The following is a 25,076-nucleotide window of genomic DNA, read 5'->3' on the forward strand; positions in this document are numbered from 1 at the left end:
TTAGAAGTGTTTGAGCACGATGATGAAATCATCGAAGGGATGCTCTCTTGTACTGGTTGTGGCAACACGTATCCCATAATATCCTCGATTCCTTTTCTAGTTGATGATCTTTCTCTGTATTTTTCAATAAGGGCAAAATTGGGTGGATATCTTTTGTTGCATGCAAAAAACTTGAAAATAAAATCTGTCATCAAAAAAGCATTACAGAAAATACCTCATATGGGAAATGATACTACTGATCTGGAAAAAAATTGGACTACGATATACAAACAAAGTAAAAAGTCACAATTTCATCTAGCACTACAGAATGTCATAACTAGGATGCCAAAATGTAATCTCGTAGTAGAGCACGGTTGCTCAATAGGCACAACAACTGTGGCATTGGCAAAAAAATCCAATACTGCATTTGGGATTGATAAATCATTTTTTGCTCTAGTGGAAGCAAAAAAGCACAGACTGCAAAATGTAGATTTTTTCCTGGCTGACTCACTATCACATCCATTTGGAAAAACAAGATTTGACATTGTTGTAGCATTAAATGTCTTGGAGCTTATAGAACCATCGAATCTCTTACAGGTAATTAATCGTCAGGCAAAAAAATTTCTCATTTTATCTGATCCATATGATTATGAGCGAGGGAAAAATTCTGTGAAAACAAGACTGGATGAAACATCAATAAGAAAAAAAATACGACAATATGGATTTCAGTTGATCCTCAATTCTACCAAGCCGCAATTTTTTGCCTGGGTTCTCAAAGTGAATCCTCGTTTGACACTACACTACAAAGTTGATCTGCTTGTTGCATCCAGGAAATACCTGTTCTAATTGCGTCAGAAAATCTGGTTGTTTTGCATTTGGTGTAAAAATATTCACTGTAAATATTACCAGAATTTCCTCTTTTAGCTTAAATACTGACTAGAAAAAGCATAGTTATGAAATTTAGCATACTGCTTGTTGTGGCAACAGTGTTGGCAAGCGCCATGGTTGTACCAATTGGCTCATCATACGCAGCCAACTTTACTGCTACATCAGCTGGCGTTCAGACTAATACTGGTCAACCAATCACAAATCATACTATGCCCATGATGAATTCTACTGGAATGAATCAGACTGGAATGTCTATGACAAATTCTAGTACTAAGAGTCAGACCAATATGCCTTTGATGAACTCTACAGGAATGAATCAAACCATGACATCAAGCACTATTGTACCTAATGCCAATGATACAAAAGCAGCCCAGAAAGTATCTGACTTTATTCATCAAGCAATATCTGACTTTAATCAACAAGGAATTGAAACTAAGCAAGCTATTGCCGATTGCAGAGACAAATTACAATCTGCAAGCCCTGATCAAATATCAGGTGTTCGAAATGGCTATTGCACAACCAATCTTAGTGCTATCAAACTAAAATATCAAAATGAGAGATCTCAATATGCTGACTTGATAAAGAACTATAGACAAAGCGTGATGGTAATCATAAATGATGCACATGGTCTTCCTGTGAGCAAATCTACACTTGGTGATGCACTTACACAACTTGGAATGATGATGCATTCATCATCAGGCATGATGAGCAGGGCATCTACATTGAACAATACTAACTGTGTGAATACATCTGGTCTGCCTACTGGTCGCTGCTAAACTCCAAAACCTATTTTACTAGTCTTTTAATCTCTAAAATAAAATGAAATCAGTCAATTTTACACTCCTTGCTGACGAATCAATTGCAAAGGATTTTGGAAAAAAAGGAACAACTACTGATATTACAATTTATGATAAAAAAGAGTCGGGGGTTCTACGCACTTGGACACTGCCTACCTCATTTCCTGATAAAATCCAGTCTCTGCTTCAAGCAATCAACATGGGAGAATATGTGATACTGCATGTGGCCAAGCTTGACAAATTTACAGGTGAGCAAATAATTGCACTTGATGTGCTAGGAAAAGAGAAAGGAATTTTATCTCATTCATTTGATGTTGACAGGAATACGCTGCTTTCCATGATAAAAGGTACGGTGGTAGAAAAATATGCCCTAGTCGAGCCAGAAAACCTGAAAAAAGAAATTGATTTACTAGAACCCATCTCACGAGATGGCCCGGCACAGATTGTAGTTGATCATTGTTTTGATGTGAAAGGCGTTGGCACGGTAATTCTTGGCAAGTTATCTAAAGGAACAATCAAGGTGTATGAAAATCTGAAAATTTTTCCAAAAGGATCTGATGTTGTAGTCAAATCCATCCAGATGCACGATGACTCGGTTGAAAATGCATCCTCGCCTGCAAGAGTAGGTCTTGCTGTAAAAGGTGTTACACCTGATGACGTTCAGCGTGGCGATGTTCTTTGCATGCCAGATGTTGTTCAAATCTCGCAAGAAATTGAGATAGATTATGTTCAAAGCAAATTCTTCAAGGATAAGATATCTGAAAACCAGATGTTTCTTGTAAATATTGGATTACAGATACGACCAGTCAAGATAGTGTCACTGACTCCTGTGAAACTCTCTCTGGGAAAACCAATTGTATACGAGAAAGGTGACATTTGTGTTATACTAAAACCCGAATCTACCTCGATACGTATTGTGGGGAGCGGTAAAATAACAAAATGATCCTAATAGAACCAGTATTCGTCTATAGTGGTTGCTGATGAATTGACAATTATCATGTGATCATTATGTCAAATGTCTATTCTATTGATTAGTTCATTTTGAAATCTATGTCATCAATCTGTTAGCTATACATATGAATATTTGATGAATCTGTGAATTCATGTTAATATATTACGAATGTGATTATCTACCATGAGCGTGTATGATACATTATCAGTACCGCTTAGATATGTGGACTCTATTGAAAAAAAGCAACATATTCTATTGGTTTATGATGACATCGAATATGCACAAATGGTTGAATTTAGATTCTTGAAAAATGGATTGGCCAATAGAGAAAACGGTCTGTATGTAACTCATGAAGATTCTGGTTCAGTAGTTTTGAAATTTTTGAACTATGGTATTCCTATACAATATTTCAATAACGGAAAATTAAAAGTAATACAACTTCATAACGTATGTGGAACTGCTGAACAGATATCAGATAAGAGTAAAAAAGATGTAGAAATGATACTTGCCAATCTGGTTCCTCCATATAGAATCACTGGAAGGATTGTACCAGATGTATCTACACTTGATGGCATATCAGTCCAATTAGATCTTGAAGATAGGACTCATTCATGCTTTGAAGATTTTGGCGGTTCTATCATGTGTACGTATGATATATCTAAGATTGAAAAAACAAAGAGAAAAGCATGGCTAGAAAAACTTCGACAGACTCACCATGTTGTCATACATACAACACAATCTGGAGAAGGTAGTGTAGTCTCAACTCTGTGACTTATTATTTTAGTTTGGCTTCTCGAAAAGAATCTGATATGTCCCAATTGTAATTGAAATAGTCCAGGCACCATTCGTGAAATAGTGGATCTTTTGAAAAAATTGCCTTACTTACATCTACTTCTCCATTTGTTGGGAACATAATTCCTGCTTCTTTCTCATTTAGTATGACAATGGTACTCACATCTTTTTTCATTTTACGTTCAATAGCCCCGCTCTGAATGTATTCTTTGAATCCCATCTTGTCTATCATGAATTTTCTTTCTTTTGGTATTATTGCAGATTCTGAAAAAATTGATCTAATTTTAGTTCTGTCTGTTAATTTTTTTATCAAAATCTCCATGACATCAGGGGTATATGGTACCTCAAATAGAATGTTGTAGATATATTGTTCCGCATTTTCATATATTTCATTACAACGTTCCTGCACTTTAACAAAACCGTTTATGATTTCTCCTTTGTCTAGTACTCCAATTCTATGGATAAATTTGAGGGGCAACTGTTCAAAATCATGATTTTTAAAATATTTTTTATTTCTAAGTAGAAAATTAACAGTAGATATCTGAGAACCTAATATTTTCCCTAGTGAAGTTATGCTGTAACTACCATCTGGATTTTTGGAAATAAGATCTGCATTGACCAATCTCTCAAAATTCCTGTACACTTCTGGTATAGTTGCTCCTAATTCTTTTGCAATGGTGGAAATCTTGGTCTGTTTATCTAATAATTTTAGCAAAATCTCTAAACGTTGTTCTCCTGAAAGTTCTGCAAACCTATTCGCAATTTCTTCATATTCTCCCATGGGTACAAATCCGCTCCTTGGAATCTAAAGTTTGTCTTGTTATCTTATGATTCAGGCCAATTGGTTTGACATTGAAAACAGAATCCTCGGTATCCTCGATACTGGGGAATGTATGCTATTTGTGCTTCCTTTGAACCACAAGATTGACATTTTATTGTCAGTTTTTTCATATGGTATAATGGCATATCTTTGATACTTTAATGGAACTTGATTCACCAGCTAAGTTCTTGCAGGATTAGCTAACCGCTAGATATCTATTACTATGTGAATATGTACAACATGAGTCTCATTACGCATCAGATTGCAAACATAACAGAGCGTCAAAAAATAGCAGAAATAATCAAGAAAATAAAGAATGATGCTAATAACGATATTTCATTCTATGACGTACAGAAGAGTTACTGTATTGGAATCGTTGACATGGTAAGCTCTACAAAAATTACAGCGCATTTAGAACATGGTAAAATGTGCAATTATTACAAAATATATCTTAATTCTATGAATGAAATTGTAAAAGAATTCGGTGCCGTTGTGACAAAAAATGTAGGTGATAGTATATTGTATTATTTTCCAGATACTCATGATGCTGAAAATGAGGATTCTTTAAGAACCGCATTAGAATGTAATTTGGCCCTGGTTGATTCTCGTCAATATGTTAACGATCTACTAGAAGAATATGGTTTACCTCCAGTCAGCTATAGAATAAGTTCTGATTATGGAAGATTATCTATTGCAAAATCTTTTCATTCTACGCGTGAGGATGTATTTGGTCCCACAGTTAACATGTGTGCCAAGATAAACAGTATGGCAATGCCTAACAGTGTAGTTGTTGGTGGAGATTTGTACCAGATTGCACGATCATTGAAATGTTATCGATTTCATTCATTAGTAGGACTTCAAATTGGAGTCAGACTTGATTATCCCGTATATTCAATATGTAGATAAAATTGAATATGATTTGTGTTGTTTGAAAATATTTAGCTGTAAATACAAGTCGAAATGATATATCAGAAAACACAAATATGTTTATGCAAACATCCGGTTCTCCAAAATATGTAGAAAGTGCATATGTGATGATAACTTGTGAGGACTGTACCCAGTCAATGATAAGTGAACTAGAGTCAATCCCAGAGATAAAAGAGATTCATCCTACATGTGGTAACTATGACGTCATAGTTAAGATTGAAACCGACTCTGTAGACATTCTAAGACAAGTCATTTTGGAAAAAATAAGAAAAATCGAACAAATACGTTCAACCACAATATTGATCTCTTCTCCAGTTCTGGTCTATTAGACTTGGTACGGAATTTTTTTAAAATAATGTTATCCTGATTATATTCATTCTATTTTATGATGTTAATCTTGTCATTTGTTTGTCCATATAGATTCAATAAATAGGTCCATTGCATTTGTTATATCGGTATGACTCACATTGATACAGTTGCACTTGCATCATGGTCTGCTCTAACTGCTATATGCATGATAGTAGTAGGTTTTGTCTATATTCGATTCACCGGACATAAGAAAAATGAACCTTCTCCATCTTGAAAAGAAAGGTCTGCGGGGATTATCTATTTCTGAGAGCTTCAAGCAAGGTGATGTTAAATCAAAACTTGCGGGAGTTGTAATGCGCAGGGATTTTGTAATAGACGGATTTGTTTTTGGTACCTGTACTGTAGAAGGCGATGATGCAACCAAGTCCATTCTTGAAATGTATGAAAAGCTAGAAAGATCAGACATCAACTTCATTTTGATATCTGGGCTGATAATTGCAATGTATAATGTTGTAGATGTATCACAAATTTACAAAAAGACAAGATTGCCTGTGATTGGTGTTACATATGAAAAGTCCTCTGGAATTCAAGATGCAATACGTCATCATTTTCCAAATTCAAGTCAATCAAAAATTGCTCAATATGAAAAACTAGGTCAACGTCATACCATAACGCTGCATTCTGGATATGATCTTCATATTAGAACTGAAGGTTGCACAGTAAAAGATGCAAAAACAATATTGGACAATTTTACGCTACAGGGTGCAATACCGGAACCCCTTCGAGTTGCACACCTGTTGGCAAAATCTGTGTAATTTCATCTTCTTTCTTCCTTGGTTATCTTCCAGTCTCCGTGAGCAAGTCTTGAGGATTCAAATTCGATCTGACCTATTACCCTGTCACCTTTTTTTACCACACCGTATTCATTTTTTGCAAACCGCATCAGGAATTTCCTAGTTTTGTATCCTCCTTCTATTACCTTGATCTTAAAGCGCTTGCTTGCCCTCATTGTCAACTCTCGTGCAGCCTTTGGATCACCTATTAAAGAAAACATTTCAAATGTGCCAAAATTTCTAGTCTTTATCTCCTGGTTGTACAGTCTTGCCTCGAATTTCCAACCCATCTTCTTGGCTTCTTCATTCATCCATTCTATTGCCTGTTCCCCATACCCTTGCTCTACCCCAAAGGTCTCAGAATCCATGATGATTGTCTTTATCAGCAGAATATAATTTGAAAACAGATCTGACATAATATTATTAGAACGAACGCATCACAAGTTGCATGAAGCGCACTGCCTCTGATATTCGAAAAGCAATTGAGGCAAACTGGAATGAATATCTTTCACGGTATGCAAATTTGTTCTCATCTAATCATGTATCAGGGTCTACGCCGCCATCTGTATTTGTTGGAGCTTATGGATATCCCAAAGTCTTGGTAGGTCCAATGCTGCCTCCTTTACATGGTGATACTTCGATACTTGATTCTCCTGAGAACTGGACTGGGAAAAGCCTTGAGGATATAGTCAATTATAGATTAAGCCTAGTGCGTGGCACAAAATCCGTCAAGATAAATGATGTGGGGCAGAAATACATTGAAAACCTACAAGACATGTCAATGTCATCCAAGTCAACCGATGCAGAAATGGAACTTGTAAAAAATGCATCTCCTGTAGTATCAATTGATGGCGAGAGTCCGCTTTTTGGACCAATTGGAGAGATAAAATCTGCCAAGTTTGGAAACTCGTCATCTGACAAAAACATCCAGAGAGCATTTTATGATAAGGATCTCTTGGCTCAGGATGCAGTAATAGACCTCTACAATAGAGGAATTGAAATCTCAAAAATCCAAAAATGCTTCAGCATTGGAATGTTTGGAAAAGACCGAAAGCTTGTGCCAACCAGATGGAGCATTACTGCAACTGATGATATGGTATCAAAGTCGCTTGTAAAACAAATTGTTGATTATGATGTGCTTGACACTACTTTGGTTTTTTCATATAATCATCTTGGAAACTTTTTCTGCGTCATCATGTTTCCAAGTCGCTGGATGTTTGAAATGCAGGAAGCATGGTATGATGAGAAAGGCAATGTAGGTTTTGGTTCTGATTTTGAAGATATGAGGGGCTTGTCTCATTATCCTGAGACTGCAGGGGCTCATTTTGCATCCAGGCTTGCAGTGTCTGAATATCTTGTTGAACGCCAAGCCCAGGCAGCAGTGATGGTACTTCGTGAGATCAGGCCTGAATATGCAGTTCCAGTAGGTGTTTGGCAAGTACGGGAAGGAATCAGAATGGCATTAAAACAAAAACCATTTTCTGTTTCAAATTTCCAAGAAGGACTTGATCTTGCTTGCAAGGGATTAAGCATTGACAAAAAAGAATGGCTCGCACACAGTAGACTGTATGTGGCAAAAAAACAAAAAACAATATCTGACTTTTTCTAGTTGCTAGAGTTTTTATTTAACACGATTTGGACTTAATTTGTTGCAAAACAAAAGTGTCATTTACGCTCTGGTAATTCTTGCTTCGCCCATATTGTTTGCACTTGCTGTGTTTCCAGATACTTTTAGTCTTGGATGGAATCAAGGCAGGGGCGGATTTCTTTTTGCAATGGCATTTGTTGCAGCAGAGCTTATGGGTCTAAAACTAGACATACCAAAAAAACGACTGATTGCCATAATTCCTATTGCTGGAGTGGTTATAGTATATCTAACCAGTCTAGAATTTGGATTAAAACACTATCTTGTTTCAATAGCTCCTCAATTTCATGTCTTGATAAATGACTCGTGGACATGGATGTGGGATTTTATTGTTATTGCTATCTTCTTCATGGTGAGTATGACCGTACTGTTTGGGAAAAGATGGATTAGAATATCTCCAGCAGGTCCAATCTATGCGGCAGGAACTGCAATAATCTTATCACTTGATGCCTTTTTCCCGTATGATTCTCTAGGTCCATTGCAATATGTTGTACCTTATCTTGTAAAAATCGATGTCTTTCTCATAGGTCTGTTCCACATGGGTCATGCTACCGCTCATGGAAATGCAATGTTCCTTGTTGGAGATCATGGTCCATTTGCATTGCAGGTATTCTGGCCATCTGCAGGTGTTCACAGCATAATCATCTATTCACTTGTAATGATGGCATTCTTGCTCAAGATGAACATACCAAGAAACAGAAAGCTTGGATATTTTGCCATGGGTGTAATAGGAACCATAACTGTAAACATTATCAGAATATTTTCTCTCTCTATCTTTGTACTCAAGGTATCAACAAACGTAAACGAGTTTGAATCATTTCATGGCATAGCAGGTGAGATAATGTTTTTGCCATGGCTGTTCATATTCTTGTTGATAGTAACATATGTTGAGACAAAACGTATCAAGAAATTAGGAACTGTGCAACATGAATCTGATACAAGTAAATAGCGTTGAACATGGAACCTATCGCCTGGAAGAAATTTTCACTAATCTAAAACAAGCACCAATTCTTTTACAGGTATTTGAAACAAAAAAAATTCTAGATGACGTATTTGAGAAGACTGTTGTGATAGTAAATGACAGTACTCATTACATGCATGTGACAAATGATGATGCATCAATAGTCATAGGAAAAAAACATCTCCACAGCTCTGAAAAGAAAATTCTTTACTTGGACATAATACACGAATTGGTTCATGTAAAACAACAAAGAAAAGGACTTGATCTGTATGACAAATCATATTCGTATGTTGACAGGCCGACCGAGATTGAAGCCTACCAAATTGCAGTAGAAGAAGCAAGACGACTTGGCATGAATGATGACGAGATATTTGAATATCTCCATGTGGATTGGATATCTAACGAAGAACACAAGAGACTGGCATCCAAAGTTGGAGTTATTGTTTAAAAGAATCTTGTAATGTCTGCCTGTCCTGCCATCTCTGAGAAATCTGAAACTCGCACACCTAGGCGCCTTATTGGAAGTTTTTGATCTTCAAGTGATTCTTTTAACAGCTGTAATGTAGTTTTCCTTAGTTCCTCAAGGCTTGATGTGGGATTGCGAAGTGTTCTTGATTTTGTCCTGTTTGACAAATCTGATTGCACAAATTGTATTCCTACTGATCTGAATTGTATGTTGTCCTTGATTATGGTATGGTGCAAATCCTCGCATAATCTTTCTAAATCCTCTGATAAAAATTGGAAATCCTTGGAATCTTGCTTTAGTGTAATTATTCTACTGTATTGGATTGGGTCGTGTCTTGCAGATACTGGATCGTCATCTATTCCTCTTACTGCATTGTAGATGTATGCTCCTATCTTTCTTCCAAATAGTCCGTTTAGTGTAAATACATCTATGTTTCGTAGCTGTGCTATCGTTTCAATCTTCATCTCTGTGAATTTTTCTTCTGTCTTTTTTCCTATTCCTGGAATTGTCCTTACTGGCAAGGGATCTAAAAATGCCTCCATGTCTTGGGGTTCTATAATTGTCAAACCATCTGGTTTTCTATGTCCTGATGCAATCTTGGAGATGAGCTTGTTTGATGAAACTCCTATAGTGCTTGAAAGTTTCATAGTTGTACGAAGAGAATTTTTTAGCTGCTGTGCTAAATGTGATGCATTTTTAAAACTTTGATCTGTGCGTTTGGTCACATCAAGATATGCCTCGTCTCTTCCGACGTATTCAAAAATATCTGCATGGTCTCTAATTATCTTCATTGCATTGTCAGAGACTTCGGTGTAATAATCAAAATCCGTTGGCAAAAAAACTGCTTCTGGAATCTCTTCTAATTTCTTTTTTGCAAACTTGATGGGCATTCCTGACTTGACACCGTATTTTCTTGCGATATAGTTTGCAGTTGCAATTGCTCCACTGTCTCCTCCTCGGTCAGAATATACACAAACTGCAACAGGTCTAGTCTTCAATTCCGGCCTTCTAATTTCTTCACATTGTGCATAGAAGTAATCAAAATCAATGTGGAATATGACTCGGCTGTTCACACTACTTTTTGTCTGAAATCCTTATTACATTATTGTTTAGTCCTGTCTTGACAACTGAATCGTCTAAATATGATACCTCAATAGACACTGTAATGGATTATCCAATTGTTGCCGAATCCGACGGGATAAAGATTCGATCGGACAAAATGGAAACTGACAAGATGTATTATTGCATATACCAAGAAAAAATACTGTTATTCTATAAGGAAAAAAATGAAATGCTAAACTGTTATGAAATAGCAGAGCAAGAGATCGTTGACAAGGTAAAAAAATCACAATCAGAAGACATTGAACAAATTCTGCAAAAATATCTAAAAGAAAAGAACGTATCCTACTAGTGGACAGTACTGTGCAATGCTTTTGTGTGCTAACTATTAAATAAAACACAACAAGAGTGGGTCTTGTGTCAAGACCTTCCAATATTGTATTCATTGGGAAAAAACCCATTCTTACATATCTTAATGCAACACTTACACTTCTTGCAAATGAGCCAACCGTGACTATAAAGGCAAGGGGAAATAGCATCGTGACTGCTGTTGACGTATCTCAAATGATTGTGAAAAAAATGAGCGCCATGGGATACCGAGTAAGTGGAGTGAGAATATTCTCAGAAAGACTGGAATCTAAAGATGGAAAAGAAAGAAATGTATCCACTATTGAGGTAGACGTCTCAAAAAACTAGGATGATAAAAAAACAATCATTGTGGATTTTTATAATAATTGGGATTGGTTCTCTTGTCGGGATGATTTCATATCTGGAATCTTCTGGCTTTTGTTCTGTACGACAACTAGATCTTGTATATGGTATGAAAAAATATTCTGATACAAATGATGCTCAGCTATGTGATACATTGAATACGAAAATATCAAAATTCAACGATGATTGTAAATCAAATATTGAAGAACTAGATTGCGGCTAATCCTAGTATGCAAAAAGCTCTGATGTATTTCTTATGTATTTTTTTAAAAAATTGAGTGTATCCTCGACACTGTCTCTGTAATGAAATTCATCCTTTGCACCATTTGATATGTCAATACAATATCTCTTGGCAGTCTTGTTTACAAATACATGTTCATCTTCATTATCTATTCTGATTCCTTCGTCAGTGTCTAGAATCTTCAATAATTTTTCAAGATCTGCTTGTGTGATTTTTCTCTCTTTGTATATCATCCATAAATTGCATCCTTGAGTGGGCCTGCTTCGTGCTCTGCTTGTTTGAGATTCTCTTCTATGCCTTCTGCTTCACTGAGTAACGATTTCAGATCACATGAGGCTCCTGGAACGAGTTTTGACATTGCCATGCAAATCTCTGCACCGGCTCTAAAATCAGGGCCAGATTCTTTTGCCTTGCATAATAACACCAAAACATTGATGTTCTCTATCTTGCCTTCATTTAACAAAATTCCTGGTATTCCTGGAACTGTACCGTTTCGCAAGACTGGAATGTTTGCTTGTCTGAGTTTGTCCTTTGCCACATCTGTACTTCCAACTCCTATCACTGATGGAGTTTCATCATCCCCCTTTATTGCAGAACTGCTGACAATAAATGAACACTTGTGTTCTTTTGCCCATTTTAGCATGACACGTGCTACATCGCGATGAATTGATTCATGTGGAGTAAGATATGATGAAAATACTGCTACTTTGAGATTTTTGTTAACTAGAATTCTTGCAGGAAAGTTTGGCACCTCATCTCTTACTATGCTGATTGGAGGAAACAATTCTGAATCAAGGACACCTGCTAACTCAAATTCAGCCGTTGTGTTGACAAGAGACTCTGTGGCAATTGCATTTGCTAAACCTGTATATGGAAAACCATCTATGAGGTAACCCTCTTTGATGTCTATTGGTGCTATTTCTTTTACAAATACTTCATTTCCCATAATGTCACTATTAGACACACCTTTTTAAATATGGATATCATTTTATGTAGCGAAAATGTAATTTGTTTATGGAAACACTCTACATCCTGATTAACTGTGATCTAGGCTCAGAGGTAGAGATAATCAACGAGCTTGCAAAAATACCTGAAGTAAAAGAAGTACGAGGAACATACGGAATATATGACATATTTGTAAAACTCCAGGCTGATTCTAGCTCTATACTTGAATCTCTAATTACGCACAAGATTAGACGACTTCCAAAAGTTCGTTCTACTGTGACACTAACCCCAATCCTTTCCCAAGGTGGGCGTTAAGTCAAAAAATGCTCCGACTCTACAATTCTTTTTCTCTATCTAAAGAGGACTTTGTTCCGTTTGAAAAAAATCTGGCCAAGGTATTCATCTGTGGTCCTACTGTTTATGACTACATGCATCTTGGACATGCCAGAATTTTTTTAACATATGACATTTTATCCCGATTTTTAAATGATCAAGGAATCAAAACCGATGTTCTTGTAAATATTACTGACATCAACCAACAGGTGTTTCGTAAAGCCAAAGAAAACAACACTGCCTGTAAACAGGTTGCAGAATTTTACACAAATGAATTCATATCTGATCTAAGTTTGCTTGGAATAAAAAGCGTAAGCAGAATTGTATATGTTTCAGATTATGTTCCATTTATCGAATCTGAAATAAAAAAACTAGAAGAAAAACAAATTGCCTACTATGCACATGGCAATGTCTACCTGGATGTCTCTCAGGTGCAAAATTATGGAAAACTGTCGCAACAAACTAGAGACCAAATAGACATGCATAGGCTTGACATTGGACCTGGAAAAAGAAATCCTGAGGATATAATGCTGTGGAATTGTAGTGAAGATTTTGACTTTACTTGGGAAAGTGAGTTTGGCAAAGGTGTACCATGGTGGCATATGCAAGATACCGCAGTGGCAATTGCAAATTTTGGTAAAAATTATGACATACATGGAGGTGCACATGAGCTCTTGTATCCTCATCATGAGGCGCATCTTGCACAATACCAGTTAATTACAGGAGAACAATCACCCATCAAAACCTGGATGCATGTAGGCCTTGTCTTGTCAAATGGGGAGAAGATGTCAAAATCCATCGGAAATGTTGTATGGGTAAAAGATCTGGTAAAAAAATATGGACATGAATTGATACGTCTGTATCTGTTTTCACGACATTATAGAGAAGATCTTAATTTTTCTGAAAAAGACATGCTTGCGCAAAAACCGTTGCTTGAGCTCATACATCTCACTAGATTGAGTGTTTCAGAATATACCGATGACAGTCTCCTGCCTGCTATGCATAGGTTTGTAGATTCTTTGTGTGATGATCTTGACACACCAGCGGTACTCTCACATCTTGAAAAAATATGTCAAAATGTACAAGAGGGCACAAAATTGAGTAAGACTGATTTTAATCGTATGTGCATGATACTTGGCATCACGATATGATTTCACGAATTGAAGAAAATGATCTAGGTTTTACTAGCCTCTGGAGCAATGCTAAAAAAATGGAATGTGGCACATTGTTCCTAAATACATTGTTTACAGATGATCTTTTTTTTAACAAATTATCTGATGTTTCATGTATTAGCGAGCAAATGATTGATGAATCCATAAAATATTTTCAGAAAGAACATTTGCTCCCCTGTGTATATTCTGTAAATTATAAAGAACTTGAAAATCTGCTTGAAAGAAAAGGATTTGTGCATCATGATACGTTGCACGTATTAAAAAGAAATACTGGAGAAAATAGGAAAATAAGTGCAATCAAAATAAACACTGATACTGTTTCACTGTGGACTGATATTTTTTGCAGGGCATATGATTGTCTAGAATGGGGACCAGATGTGACAAAAGCTGTTGAAAATTCGTTACAGTGTGCAGATTACTTTATAGATGAATCAAAGAGCTCATGCGTGGCTCTATATGAGAAAAATGATATTCTTGGCCTGTATTGTCTTGGAACCGTCACTGATCGAAGAAATAGCGGGCTTGCCTCACTGCTTGTTGACTTTGCATCAAATGAGGTCAAATCAAGGTCTTTAGAATGCCTTATCCTGGAAACATATGGCAGGGATAATCTTTTGAAATTTTATTCAAAGCTTGGATTTGAACAGGTCTATGAAAAAAAAGTCTATACTATTTGAGCTTGGAAACTAGTGCAGAATAAAGGAAAGGTAGAATGGTTGTTGCTTCAGCATGGATTGTAGTCTGCTTGGCATTTTTTGTCACTTTGCCCCATGATATTGCTTCTCTGACAAGTGCTCCACTAAGACTTCCGTCAAATTCTTGAGCTGTTGTAATGTATACTGCATAATCTAGACCTTCTCGATATTGGTTCCACCATAAAGTGTGGTGTTTTGATATTCCGCCGCCTATCATGAGTGCTCCTGATTTTTTTGCCTTGAATATCAATCCTGACAACAAGTCGCCATCTGCAACAATGTTGAGCTTAAAATCTGCATGATTTTGTGAAAACATCCAGATTTGACTTCCTACTGCACCGTCCATTATGCCAGGTACTATTACAGGTATGTTGTTTTTGCTTGCCCAGTACAAGAACGAGTCTTCTCCCAAGTTCTCACCTATCATTTTTGTTATCTCATGAGTTGACATGTCTTTCTTGCCTTCCTTGTATGCTTTTTGCAAAAAGCCCTGCATCTTTTCTTCTATGAGTGGACCGTAGCTTTTCAGAGGGACTAGAACATTTCCTAATCTGTGAATTTCTTTTTCGACAAGCTCACTATCATCCATTGTAAATGATCCTTCTAGATAATTGGAATAATGTCGAGCAATATCATGATCTAGCGCACCGCATGTTGTTATTATGACATCACACATTTTGTTTTTCACCATGTCTGTAATTATGCCTCTCAGGCCGGTTGACACCACTGCCCCCACAAATGACATGAATTTCAAACAATTCTTGTCTTCGATCATGGAAGTTAGTATGTTGAGGCCGTCTACCAGATTCTTGGATTCAAATCCACCTGATTTTGACATTTGTTCAAATATTGACTCTATGGAATCTCCTTTCTTGATGGATATGTCTTTAACTGGTTTACCAGGCTTTATCATGAAAACCCAAATTAGTTTTGGGCTATAAAATCCTCTGTTCTAAATCACAAGTAATTAATATAATGGGTTATTTGGTAGCTATCGAAGTTGGGTAAGAAAATAAAGATTGCAATAGCTGGAGTTGGTAATTGTGCTTCGGCAATAATTCAAGGTGCAAAATATTATACTGAAAATAGACATGACACAATCGGCCTTACGGCCTATAATATCGGAGGATATGAACCAGGAGATATTGAGGTTGTAGCGGCATTTGACGTGGCAGACACCAAAGTAGGCAAAGATGTAGCAGAAGCCATCTATGCAAGACCAAATAATACCATTACAGTGGCTGAAGTGCCAAAAACAGGTGTAATTGTACAAAAAGGTCCTACCCTTGACGGTGTTGGAAGACACCTAAGCAGAATCGTCACTCCTTCATCAGATCCTGATGTTAACGTAAAGAAAATTCTCCAAGACAGTGGGGCTGAGATGCTTGTGAATTATCTTCCAGTGGGAAGCACAAATGCAGTAAGACATTATGCAAGTCAGGCTTTGGAGGCAGGAATTGGATTTCTAAATGCCATCCCTGTGTTTATTGCATCTGAACCAAAATGGCAACAAGCCTATGCGGATAAGAAAATTCCACTTGCAGGAGATGATGTCATGAGTCAGCTAGGTGCTACCGTAGTTCACAAGACCCTTGTCAAACTCTTTGTGGATAGAGGTGTCCAGATTGATGGAACATATCAACTAAACATTGGTGGTGACATGGACTTTTACAACATGCTTGATGAGGAACGACTTGAGGACAAGAGAATAAGCAAGACCAGTGCTGTAAAAGCAATGGCAGATTATGATATTCCCATGAGAATTGGCCCAAGTGATTATGTTGATTTTATTGACAATGAGAAGATCTGTTACATTAATTTAGAAGGAAAGTACTTTGGTAAAATCCCAGTCAAATTAGATCTTAAACTCAAGGTAATTGATGCATACAATAGTGCAGGAATAATGATCGACGCAATAAGAGGATTAAAGATTGCACTTGATCGAAAATTGTATGGTCCAATGACTAGCATTTCCTCATACTGTTTCAAGCATCCTCCAATCCAGATGCCATATACTGAGGCAAAGAAAGCATTTGGAGAATTTGTAGAAGGCAAGAGAGACAGTTAGATCTCAGATTGTAATTTTTATTCTGCAGCTCAAGTAAACTTGTCAATAATCGGTTATTTCGGTTCAAACCTCTATTTCCTTTGCAATGGTCCATATTCGTAAGCTAGAGATCTTTGGGTTCAAGTCATTTGGGTACAAAAATACCATTGTTAACTTTGAGCAGGGACTGGTAGCAATCTCTGGCGCAAATGGATCTGGTAAAAGCAACATTCTTGATGCCATTTCTTTCTCATTGGGTGAAAATTCACCCAAGGTAATGAGGGTGGACAAGTTACGCTCTTTACTTCATGATGTGGATAATGCTAAACATGGCGCAAAAATTGCACGTGTGAGTTGTCATTTTGATAATACTGATAGAAAGATTCCTGTTGATTCTAACACCGTTACAATAACAAGGGAAATGGACGAAAACGGTGAAAATATCTACTATTTGAACCAAAAAAAAGTGCTCAGAAACCATATTCTTGATATTTTAGAGGTTGCAAATTGCGGCATTCACAAACTAAACATTGTACAACAGGGTACAATTACAAGAATATCAGAATTCAACTCAGAAGAAAGACGAAAGATAATTGAAGATATCATCGGACTTGCATATTTTGATGAAAAAAAGACTGAATCTCTAAAACAACTAGATGAAGCAGACAGAAGACTAGAGATTGCACTTGCAAGAATGGATGAAATAAAAAAACGCATTGATGACCTTGAACTAGAACGCAATAACCAATTGAGATTTGACGCTATTGATAAAGAACTAAAGAGACTCTATGCAATACAATCATCAAACAAACTAAGAGATATTGAAACAACAAAGGTGTCAAAAGAAAGAAACCTCAATGCAATCCAATCTGAATCCAAAAAATTCGAAGAGCAAAGAAATCTCTTGCGAGATGAAATAAAGAAACTTGAAGAAGAAAAACAAAAATTCATGGATGAAGTGAATGTATACAATCAAGCTAAAGCAACAATTGACTCTGAATTGGCAGCAGCGATGCATCAGTTCGAATCCGCAAACAGCAAGCTTGCTACAAATGCCAGGCGACTGTCTGCAATTGAATCTAGGTTGCCAGAAATCCAATCAGAACTTGCTGGATTAAATGAGCGACGCACTATTCTCGAAAACCAAATAACTGAACTGAAAAATTCTGTTGCGGCAATGAACGAAACCCGGAAATCAGCAACTGCTGAACTTGCATCTGTAGACTCGGAAATAAGCCAAGTCTTAAAACAACAATCACAAATTGCTGCAAATAAACTTCGTGTGGATGAAACAGTCAGAAAGCTTACCGACCAACTCACTGAAACAAAATTATCAATTTCAAAACTTGAGCAAGAAAGACTTGATATTCAAAACAAGGTGGAACAAAACTCTTCAAAGGTAAAAACAATACTTACAGAGAAAGAGCATCTGTTGGACTTTGAGAGAAAATTAAGACAGGTGCGAGCAGGACACGAAGCTGCAATCAATGACATAAAATCAAGACTTGCTAACATGCGTGAAAGACGAACCAAGATTGAAAAAGACATTGAGGAGACATCTATAATATTTGAAAAGGCAAGCAAGGCTGCAGCACAGTATGAAGCAAAAATCAAAGTAGTCAAGGAAGTGATGCACGAAGATTATTCTATTGCAAAACTCAAGGAAGATTCAAAGAGACTTGGAATTCAAGGATTGGTATTTGAGATTCTTACCTGGGACAAACAATATGAAAGACCAATTCTTGCAGTAGGATCTGATTGGCTCAAAGGTCTAGTAGTAAATGATTTTGCAACACTTCTTGGACTTGCAGAATTCGCACAAGAAAAAAAATTGCCAAAAATAAGAATAATCCCGTTAGATGCCATCTCTGACTCTAAGATATCTGTGAATAAAGAACAAGGTGTCATGGGAATATTGTCTGATTTTGTTAAATGTGATTCAAAGTTTGAATCTCTTAAAAATTTCATTTTTGGAAATATTGTACTAGTTGATTCCAAGCAGAAAGCGTATGAACTATCAAAGAAAGGATATAGGTCTGTTACAGTAGATGGGCAATTCTTTGAAGCAGATGCAAATGCAGTTGTTGTCGATGTAAATTCAAAAGTATCACATCTCACAAAAATAATACTGCTCAGCACTTCTGTGGATGGCCTTGTACAGTCTCTTGAACTCTTGAGAAGATTCATACAAAACAAGAAAGGTCAATTAAAAAAATTAGAACGAATTACTGACAGTCTGGAAAACAGATACAATTCATCTGAGACTGGCCTTGCAAATGTTACTCTAAACCTCAATGAAATCAAGACAAAACTAAAGGGATTGGGCATATCTGAAGACCAACTTACATCAAGAATCACACAATTGCGTAAACGAGAAGACAGCATAATGGTTAGCCTGTCAAAACTACAATCTTACGAGTCATCATTAGACGAACGCATCTATCTAACAAAGGAAAATTATGCTGATGAGGGTCAAGCACGAGTGGCAAGCCTGCTGTCATCTTTGAACGAGAAACGTGCAAGCCTACTTGGTTCACATAGTACAATATCTACACAGTTCAGAGAATTGACAGGAAACCTGACTAACCTTGGAAATGAAGAAAATTCCCTCAAGGCAAATGTCAGGCTCTTGACGCAGGAGCAATCCTCGTTAAATCATGAGAAATATGACATTGAAGTCCAATCCAGAGCGCTTGCCAAAGAAAAGGAAGGCATAGACTCTGTACTTGTCACATTAAGAGAAAAAGAACAGCAGCTCATATCTACATCAGGAACCTCTGTATCTACTCTGAAAGAATATGATGCTAAACTAAAGAACTTGTATGAATCTGAACGGGGTATAAGTAAAGAGGTCAACGGTCTTGAAAGACAATCTGATTCATTGATGCGTGATATTAGAGATCTGACAGAAAATGAGACAAGAATAAGAAAAACACTGGAATCATATGGGTATGATTCTCTCTTGGAATCGTTTGACGTTGATCAAATATTGATTGAACTAGAATCTGAAAAGAAAAGAATGGCGGGTTCTCTTAATACAAGAGCCCCTGATCTGTATGTTGAAGTCTCTAATGGTTATCGTTCCATGTCGTCAAGAAAGAACGAGTTGGAAGAAGAAAGAAACTCTATTGTAAAATTCATCGAAGAAATCGATAAAGGAAAACGACAAACATTCCTTGAGTCCTATGATAAGGTTGACAAGGATATTAGGGAGATATTTAGCAAGATGACTGGTGGGAATGCATGGCTTGAAATTCAAAACGAGGATGACATCTTCTCATCAGGAATATCATATCTGGTGCAATTTCCAAACAAACCAAAAAGAGAATCAACATCAATCAGTGGTGGTGAAAAAACACTTGCAGCAATTACCTTCTTGCTTGCGCTTCAAAAACTAAAGCCTTCTCCATTCTATCTTCTTGATGAAGTCGACGCACATCTTGACGCACTAAATACTGAAAGGCTGTCCAATATACTTGAGGACAGAGCTGGAGGAAATCAAATAATCATGGTGTCGCTCAAGGATTCAGTGGTAAAAAAAGCCAGGCTAGTCTATGGCGTATTTCCACGAAATGGTGTATCACATGTTGTATCACACAGAATATCTAATATTTCAGAAGTTGCTAACTAGTTTATCTTGACAAAACATGCAACTTGTCTTTCTTTGGACACATTTTCTAATTTTGGTTCTTGCATGCATTTTTCTATTGCATAAGGACATCTTTCTCTGAATCTGCAGCCTTGCTGTGCACTCTTTGTTTGTTCTTTAATTCGTATCTCTTTTTCTCTGTGCAAATTATCTGGGTCTGGATTTGAAATAGAATCTAAAAGTGCCTGAGTGTATGGATGAAATGGTGTTGCTAATACATCGCGTATGGGTCCTGTCTCTACAATCTGTCCGCTGTATAAAATAGCAATTCTGTGTCCAATATATCCAGCAGTTGACAAGTCATGTGTTATGTAAAGAAAAGATATTCCATGTTTTTGTTGCAATTCTTTTATTAGTTCTAGTATGCCGATTCTAACTGATACATCAAGCATGGAAACTGGTTCATCTGCTATGACAAGTTTTGGATTTGTTACAATTGCTCGCGCGATTGCAACTCTCTGTCTTTGTCCTCCTGAAAGCATGTGTGGATATTTTCGTGCAATCTCTTCTACGGGTTCAAGTTTGACTTGTCCTAGTGCTTGCAGTGCATATGACGTTCTTTCATCCTTGTTTCCTTTTTGATGAATTTCCAGAGGCTCTTTGACAGTGTCTAGCACTGTCATTCTTGGATTGATGGATGCATACGGGTCTTGGTGGATCATCTGGCATCCAAGTCGTATTTTCTTTAAGGAGTTTTGATCATTTGTTATCTTGACACCGTCAAAAATTATCTCTCCTGAATCTGGTTCTAATACTCCTAGTATCAGACGTGCAATACTGGTCTTTCCAGAACCTGATTCTCCTGCAAGAACTAGCGTCTCTCCTTGTTTTATCTCAAATGAGATCCCATCTGCCACTTGCGTGATCTCTTTTGTTCCTCTTGATCCTTTTTTCGTGAATTTCTTTTTGAGATCTTTTACTATTAGGAGATCATTCATCAAATCATGGTATGATCGCAAATATATCAAGCGATCACTATCTAAGAACCTGATCAGCGCAAAGTTTTAAAAGGTATACCATATGAGGAGATTCGTGAACTCAAAACTACTCGCAATCTCAGTTATAGCCGGGTTGGTATTTAGTGCAGGTTCCGTTTACATTAGTCACAAAGTATTCGCTGATGATCCATGGTCTGATATTGCAGCAAGACAACAAGCTGCAGAACAAAAGGCTATGGCAAAATACATGTCATACTACCAGTTTGCAAACATGGATGAATCCAAGAGAAACTGGTCTGGCCTTACCAGCGTAGAGACTGATGAAACAAGCAGAGGCAGAGATATTCCAGCTCAAGCACAAGTTTCATTACAAAACGCCATTGCTCAATTTGACAATATTCACGCAAAGCAATTGACTGACTTACAATCAAATGCTTATCTTGGTCTAAACGATACTGCTACTGATACACAAGGAAGAGATAGAAATGCAATGCTTGACGCTGCAAGAGCATCATCGTTGGCTCAAGCAGAAGATATTGTTGGCCAATTAACAAAGATTCAGCAAGACTATGCAAACTTCCAACCAGGTGCAGTAACTGATACAACATCTACTTATGATAGACAAACTCAAATAACAAAGAACATGGATGATGCCGAAACACAAGCAGCAGCACTAGTTAACAAATTGGCAACACTTGACCAAGTCTATGTAGACTTGAGCCAATATGTGGACCCAGCACAGTTTACATACAAACCAAACACTGTTACAAATGAACAAACTCATCCAGGTCGCAACTTGAGCCCACAAGAGGCATACGCATTAGAAAAAGCAGTCATGATATTCAACCAAATTCATGAGAGACACATTGCATTGCTACAGTCAAACTACTATGGATTGACAAGTACACCAACTAATGAAAACGGTGCAGATAGAAATGCATTACTTGCACAAGCACAGCAAGTCTCAATGGACAATGCCTTGAGAATATACAACTCTTACTACAACGGCACAGGCCTCAAGTAAGTCTATAAAAAACTAGAAATTTTTTACTAACTGTATAGCCAACACATTACGAAACCTGAAGATGTCTCTATTTTCGGAGGGTCTTTTTTGCATTTTTCCATTGCGTGTGGACATCTGTCATAAAATCTACACCCGCTCGGAGGATCTATAAGACTTGGAGGGTTGCCCTTTAGAGGTGTTTTTTGCACTGATTCATCTATCTTGGGTATGGAATCAAGTAATGCTATTGTGTAAGGATGTTGGGGATTGTTATAGACATCTGCTAAATTCCCGAATTCTACTATCTGACCAGCATACATGATTCCAATTTTTTCTACAATCTCCGACAAGATGCCTAAATCATGTGATATGATGACAATTGACAGTCCGTCTTTTTTTAATTTCTTGAGTAGGACCATTATTTGAGCCTGGACAAGTACATCAAGTGCAGTTGTAGGCTCGTCTGCAATGACCATTTTTGGTTTCAAAATTAATGCCATGGCAATGATGACTCGTTGCTTCATGCCACCACTGATTTCATGTGGATACTTGGCCAAAATCGAGTCTGACAACCCCACTGATGATATTATCTCACTTATTGCTTTTTGATGATCGCCATTGAAATTGTGCTTTTTGAGAATTTCTTCAAATTGTTTTTTTATGGTAAATACTGGATCCAATGAATTCATGGCGCCCTGAAATATCATGGATATTTGCTTCCATCTTATTTTCTCTGAAAATTCTGAGTCAGTCATGTCAAGTATTGGCATGTCGTTGAAAATTATCTGACCACTGACCATGGCGTTTTTCTGTAATGACCTGAGAATGGCAAGCCCAAAAGTACTTTTTCCGCATCCACTCTCTCCTGCAATGCCTACGGATTCATTTTCCTTACATGAAAATGATACATGATCTACAGCATGAACCAATTTCTCATTGTTGATGTATTGGACCACTAGATCCTTTACAGACAAGGTCGTCACAAAATCATGTAAGATCTAGTACTACATTTGAGTTTTGAATTGTGTGATTGCTGTGATTATGTGATCGCTGTTTTCGCATGGTTTATCTGATAGTTTTGCAGGCAAAAAATCGATTTCCTTGAAGACGCCAATTTGTAATTTTGATGCAATGAATGGGATCTTGTGCCCTCAATGTGAGTCAAAACTTGAACAAGGTACACTGACAAAAGCAGATGTTGACGCATCAATAAAATTGGTCAAGATTGCTCAAAAAGTGCCTCCTGTAGACAAATTTACCTTAAATTCTTGTAGGGAATCTAACGGAGATTATGTACTGTATTTGAACAGCCAGGATATCATGACTATAAGGCAAAGCAGGGAATTATACAGAATACTTCAGGGTGAATTTCCGGGAAAGATATGGCTTGTGCATCATGGCTCTGACAATGAGAAATTCATAGAGGATGTTTTTTTCCCAATCAAGATTCTTGGGATAAACCAAGTCTGGGCCCCAGGTGGTTTGACAAAAACCAAGGTAATCGTATCTGGAAAAAAGACTGCCCGATTTCCTATTGATATAGATAAGTTAATTGCAATTGCACACGATCTTCGAAAGATAGAACTAGTAGTAGAATTTGAAAGAAAGTAAGGAAATTTGAAATGGATATTCAAAAAACCCACAATATTGGCACATTAGGTCCTTCAATGAAGGGACAAAAAGTAACAGTTGCTGGGTGGGTTGAAGACTTGCGTGAGCTTGGAAAATTGACTTTTCTTACATTGAGGGACGTTACAGGCGTATCGCAAATTGTCGTGGCAGGTCCTGATAATCTTGCTCAGGTAAAAGATCTTACACGACAAAGCGTAGTTAGAATACTTGGTACTGTACAAGAATCCAAGGCGCGAGATTTTACTTTTGAGATTAAAGCTGATACAATTGATGTACTTTCACGAGCAGTTCATCCATTGCCAATAGATCCACTCGGAAGACTTGAAAGTGGAATTGACAATAGGCTAAATGCTCGCGCACTTGATCTTCGAAACCAAAAGACTGCAGCCATCTTCAAGTTAAGACACAACACGCTATTGTGTATACGAAAGACCCTTACTGATCTTGGATTTCTCGAAGTAAATACTCCAAAAATTATTGGTAGTGCAAGTGAAGGCGGTGCAAACTTGTTTTCACTGAAATATTTTGACAAGCAAGCGTATCTTGCGCAGAGTCCACAGCTATACAAAGAACAATTGACACTTGGCCTTGAAAGAATATTTGAGATATCATCATTTTACAGGGCTGAAAAATCTCACACAGTAAGGCACCTTACAGAATTTACCAGTATTGACATTGAAGCAGCATTTATGGATTATACTGATGTAATGCAGATTCTCGAAAGTCTGGTGGTAAATGTATTTGAGTATGTAGAAAAGAACTGCATCTCTGAACAAAAAAGCCTTGGAATTGAAATTAAAAAACCCAAGGCACCATTTGACCGTGTCACATACACACAAGCAATTGAGGAACTAGGAAAACAAGGGTTGGAACTACAATTTGGAGACGACCTACTTGATTCTCACTTGCGTAAACTTGGGGAACTTCATCCTGGGTTCTACTTTTTAACTGATTGGCCGCTTAAGCTAAAACCATTTTACATCCATGAAAAAGACGACCCATCACTTTCCAAGTCCTTTGACCTCCAGTATGGATATCTTGAATTGTCATCAGGCGGCAGAAGGTTGCATGATCCTCAAAAGATAAGGGCAAGACTGGTAGAACAAGGGCTCAACCCTGCTCAATTTGAAGACCACTTGAGAGCATTTGACTGGGGAATGCCTCCTCACTCTGGTTGGGGATTGGGACTTGATAGGTTGATGGCTGTATTGACTCAGATTGATAATGTGCGAGAGGTAGTACTGTATCCACGTGACCCTGAGAGGCTGTTTCCATAAAAAGA

General features: G+C 37.2%; 30 protein-coding genes. 22 read left to right on the top strand and 8 right to left on the bottom strand.

The window, feature by feature from the left end:
• The first annotated feature begins 6 nt into the window (after positions 1-6).
• From NSIN_RS06150 to NSIN_RS06165, 4 genes are all read left to right on the top strand, one after another.
• Positions 7-825, top strand: a complete 819-nt coding sequence (locus NSIN_RS06150; RefSeq protein ID WP_177346294.1) for a class I SAM-dependent methyltransferase — start codon at positions 7-9, stop codon at positions 823-825.
• Positions 826-932: 107 nt separating this feature from the next.
• The gene (locus NSIN_RS06155) at positions 933-1,643 is read left to right on the top strand and encodes a hypothetical protein (RefSeq protein ID WP_101010208.1); all 711 of its coding nucleotides are present in this window, start codon (positions 933-935) and stop codon (positions 1,641-1,643) included.
• Between the two features lie 43 nt (positions 1,644-1,686).
• Complete coding sequence (locus tag NSIN_RS06160) at positions 1,687-2,607, top strand: EF-Tu/IF-2/RF-3 family GTPase (RefSeq protein ID WP_101010210.1); 921 nt, start codon at positions 1,687-1,689, stop codon at positions 2,605-2,607.
• 192 nt (positions 2,608-2,799) lie between these two features.
• Positions 2,800-3,387: an MEDS domain-containing protein gene (locus NSIN_RS06165; protein WP_101010212.1), complete on the top strand. Its 588-nt coding sequence runs from the start codon at positions 2,800-2,802 to the stop codon at positions 3,385-3,387.
• Positions 3,388-3,391: 4 nt separating this feature from the next.
• Here NSIN_RS06165 and NSIN_RS06170 read toward each other — a convergent pair whose 3' ends face one another.
• The gene (locus NSIN_RS06170; RefSeq protein WP_101010213.1) at positions 3,392-4,189 is read right to left on the bottom strand and encodes a helix-turn-helix transcriptional regulator; all 798 of its coding nucleotides are present in this window, start codon (positions 4,187-4,189) and stop codon (positions 3,392-3,394) included.
• 279 nt (positions 4,190-4,468) lie between these two features.
• On the opposite strand from NSIN_RS06170, the gene NSIN_RS06175 reads away from it, so the two are divergent.
• The 4 genes from NSIN_RS06175 to NSIN_RS06185 all read left to right on the top strand — a co-directional run bounded on the left by NSIN_RS06175 (position 4,469) and on the right by NSIN_RS06185 (position 6,279).
• A complete protein-coding gene (locus NSIN_RS06175) occupies positions 4,469-5,134 on the top strand; it encodes an adenylate/guanylate cyclase domain-containing protein (RefSeq protein ID WP_165775270.1) in 666 nt (221 codons plus the stop codon).
• 77 nt (positions 5,135-5,211) lie between these two features.
• Entirely contained in the window at positions 5,212-5,484 is a 273-nt protein-coding gene (locus NSIN_RS06180; protein WP_101010217.1) for an Lrp/AsnC ligand binding domain-containing protein, read from the top strand.
• A gap of 128 nt (positions 5,485-5,612) precedes the next feature.
• Positions 5,613-5,738 (top strand): hypothetical protein, encoded by a 126-nt coding sequence (locus tag NSIN_RS09680; protein ID WP_281259595.1) that lies wholly within the window; start codon positions 5,613-5,615, stop codon positions 5,736-5,738.
• Positions 5,719-6,279, top strand: coding sequence for an endonuclease dU (locus NSIN_RS06185; protein ID WP_101010589.1), 561 nt, complete (start codon positions 5,719-5,721; stop codon positions 6,277-6,279). The genes NSIN_RS09680 and NSIN_RS06185 overlap by 20 nt, the downstream gene beginning before the upstream one ends.
• Before the next feature lie 2 nt (positions 6,280-6,281).
• Here NSIN_RS06185 and NSIN_RS06190 read toward each other — a convergent pair whose 3' ends face one another.
• Complete coding sequence (locus NSIN_RS06190) at positions 6,282-6,665, bottom strand: hypothetical protein (protein WP_320410675.1); 384 nt, start codon at positions 6,663-6,665, stop codon at positions 6,282-6,284.
• An 80-nt stretch (positions 6,666-6,745) separates the two neighbouring features.
• Between NSIN_RS06190 and NSIN_RS06195 the strand changes: the two genes are divergently transcribed.
• Genes NSIN_RS06195 through NSIN_RS06205 form a run of 3 tightly spaced genes read left to right on the top strand, consistent with a single transcriptional unit; the run spans position 6,746 to position 9,351 of the window.
• The gene (locus NSIN_RS06195; RefSeq protein ID WP_101010218.1) at positions 6,746-7,906 is read left to right on the top strand and encodes an Nre family DNA repair protein; all 1,161 of its coding nucleotides are present in this window, start codon (positions 6,746-6,748) and stop codon (positions 7,904-7,906) included.
• A gap of 37 nt (positions 7,907-7,943) precedes the next feature.
• The gene (gene artG, locus NSIN_RS06200) at positions 7,944-8,891 is read left to right on the top strand and encodes a thaumarchaeosortase (protein ID WP_101010220.1); all 948 of its coding nucleotides are present in this window, start codon (positions 7,944-7,946) and stop codon (positions 8,889-8,891) included.
• The gene (locus NSIN_RS06205; RefSeq protein ID WP_101010221.1) at positions 8,869-9,351 is read left to right on the top strand and encodes a hypothetical protein; all 483 of its coding nucleotides are present in this window, start codon (positions 8,869-8,871) and stop codon (positions 9,349-9,351) included. The genes artG and NSIN_RS06205 overlap by 23 nt, the downstream gene beginning before the upstream one ends.
• On the opposite strand, the gene dinB is transcribed toward NSIN_RS06205, so the two are convergent.
• Complete coding sequence (dinB, locus tag NSIN_RS06210) at positions 9,348-10,442, bottom strand: DNA polymerase IV (protein ID WP_101010223.1); 1,095 nt, start codon at positions 10,440-10,442, stop codon at positions 9,348-9,350. The genes NSIN_RS06205 and dinB overlap by 4 nt on opposite strands.
• 8 nt (positions 10,443-10,450) lie before the next feature.
• Here dinB and NSIN_RS06215 point away from each other — a divergent pair, with 8 nt between their 5' ends.
• The 3 genes from NSIN_RS06215 (at position 10,451) to NSIN_RS06225 (ending at position 11,362) form a co-directional block, all read left to right on the top strand.
• Positions 10,451-10,780, top strand: a complete 330-nt coding sequence (locus NSIN_RS06215) for a hypothetical protein (protein ID WP_101010225.1) — start codon at positions 10,451-10,453, stop codon at positions 10,778-10,780.
• A 65-nt stretch (positions 10,781-10,845) separates the two neighbouring features.
• Positions 10,846-11,124, top strand: coding sequence for a DNA-binding protein (locus NSIN_RS06220; RefSeq protein ID WP_245871927.1), 279 nt, complete (start codon positions 10,846-10,848; stop codon positions 11,122-11,124).
• A gap of 19 nt (positions 11,125-11,143) precedes the next feature.
• Positions 11,144-11,362, top strand: coding sequence for a hypothetical protein (locus tag NSIN_RS06225; RefSeq protein ID WP_133124093.1), 219 nt, complete (start codon positions 11,144-11,146; stop codon positions 11,360-11,362).
• Between the two features lie 2 nt (positions 11,363-11,364).
• On the opposite strand, the gene NSIN_RS06230 is transcribed toward NSIN_RS06225, so the two are convergent.
• The gene (locus NSIN_RS06230) at positions 11,365-11,613 is read right to left on the bottom strand and encodes a hypothetical protein (protein WP_101010231.1); all 249 of its coding nucleotides are present in this window, start codon (positions 11,611-11,613) and stop codon (positions 11,365-11,367) included.
• Positions 11,610-12,326, bottom strand: a complete 717-nt coding sequence (locus NSIN_RS06235) for a proteasome assembly chaperone family protein (RefSeq protein ID WP_101010233.1) — start codon at positions 12,324-12,326, stop codon at positions 11,610-11,612. The genes NSIN_RS06230 and NSIN_RS06235 overlap by 4 nt, the downstream gene beginning before the upstream one ends.
• 68 nt (positions 12,327-12,394) lie before the next feature.
• Between NSIN_RS06235 and NSIN_RS06240 the strand changes: the two genes are divergently transcribed.
• Genes NSIN_RS06240 through NSIN_RS06250 form a run of 3 tightly spaced genes read left to right on the top strand, consistent with a single transcriptional unit; the run spans position 12,395 to position 14,507 of the window.
• Entirely contained in the window at positions 12,395-12,640 is a 246-nt protein-coding gene (locus NSIN_RS06240; protein WP_101010235.1) for an Lrp/AsnC ligand binding domain-containing protein, read from the top strand.
• An 8-nt stretch (positions 12,641-12,648) separates the two neighbouring features.
• Entirely contained in the window at positions 12,649-13,809 is a 1,161-nt protein-coding gene (locus tag NSIN_RS06245) for a class I tRNA ligase family protein (protein WP_101010237.1), read from the top strand.
• The gene (locus NSIN_RS06250) at positions 13,806-14,507 is read left to right on the top strand and encodes a GNAT family N-acetyltransferase (RefSeq protein WP_101010239.1); all 702 of its coding nucleotides are present in this window, start codon (positions 13,806-13,808) and stop codon (positions 14,505-14,507) included. The genes NSIN_RS06245 and NSIN_RS06250 overlap by 4 nt, the downstream gene beginning before the upstream one ends.
• On the opposite strand, the gene NSIN_RS06255 is transcribed toward NSIN_RS06250, so the two are convergent.
• Positions 14,500-15,438: a deoxyhypusine synthase gene (locus tag NSIN_RS06255; RefSeq protein WP_101010241.1), complete on the bottom strand. Its 939-nt coding sequence runs from the start codon at positions 15,436-15,438 to the stop codon at positions 14,500-14,502. The genes NSIN_RS06250 and NSIN_RS06255 overlap by 8 nt on opposite strands.
• A gap of 87 nt (positions 15,439-15,525) precedes the next feature.
• Here NSIN_RS06255 and NSIN_RS06260 point away from each other — a divergent pair, with 87 nt between their 5' ends.
• Positions 15,526-16,593 (top strand): inositol-3-phosphate synthase, encoded by a 1,068-nt coding sequence (locus NSIN_RS06260; RefSeq protein ID WP_101010243.1) that lies wholly within the window; start codon positions 15,526-15,528, stop codon positions 16,591-16,593.
• Positions 16,594-16,678: 85 nt separating this feature from the next.
• Positions 16,679-20,203: a chromosome segregation SMC family protein gene (locus NSIN_RS06265; protein WP_101010245.1), complete on the top strand. Its 3,525-nt coding sequence runs from the start codon at positions 16,679-16,681 to the stop codon at positions 20,201-20,203.
• On the opposite strand, the gene NSIN_RS06270 is transcribed toward NSIN_RS06265, so the two are convergent.
• Positions 20,200-21,159: an ABC transporter ATP-binding protein gene (locus NSIN_RS06270; protein WP_101010247.1), complete on the bottom strand. Its 960-nt coding sequence runs from the start codon at positions 21,157-21,159 to the stop codon at positions 20,200-20,202. The genes NSIN_RS06265 and NSIN_RS06270 overlap by 4 nt on opposite strands.
• Positions 21,160-21,253: 94 nt before the next feature.
• Here NSIN_RS06270 and NSIN_RS06275 point away from each other — a divergent pair, with 94 nt between their 5' ends.
• Positions 21,254-22,183, top strand: a complete 930-nt coding sequence (locus NSIN_RS06275) for a hypothetical protein (RefSeq protein WP_133124094.1) — start codon at positions 21,254-21,256, stop codon at positions 22,181-22,183.
• Between the two features lie 26 nt (positions 22,184-22,209).
• Here the strand turns inward: NSIN_RS06275 and NSIN_RS06280 are convergent, their stop codons facing one another.
• On the bottom strand, positions 22,210-23,145 hold the full coding sequence (locus tag NSIN_RS06280; protein WP_101010251.1) for an ABC transporter ATP-binding protein: 936 nt from the start codon (positions 23,143-23,145) through the stop codon (positions 22,210-22,212).
• A 118-nt stretch (positions 23,146-23,263) separates the two neighbouring features.
• Between NSIN_RS06280 and NSIN_RS06285 the strand changes: the two genes are divergently transcribed.
• Together NSIN_RS06285 and aspS are read left to right on the top strand one after the other, a co-directional pair.
• Complete coding sequence (locus NSIN_RS06285) at positions 23,264-23,773, top strand: transcription elongation factor NusA (protein ID WP_101010252.1); 510 nt, start codon at positions 23,264-23,266, stop codon at positions 23,771-23,773.
• 11 nt (positions 23,774-23,784) lie between these two features.
• Complete coding sequence (gene aspS, locus NSIN_RS06290; protein WP_101010254.1) at positions 23,785-25,071, top strand: aspartate--tRNA(Asn) ligase; 1,287 nt, start codon at positions 23,785-23,787, stop codon at positions 25,069-25,071.
• The last annotated feature ends 5 nt before the right edge of the window (positions 25,072-25,076 follow it).

It is taken from the genome of Candidatus Nitrosotalea sinensis (assembly GCF_900143675.1).
Classification (GTDB): domain Archaea; phylum Thermoproteota; class Nitrososphaeria; order Nitrososphaerales; family Nitrosopumilaceae; genus Nitrosotalea; species Nitrosotalea sinensis.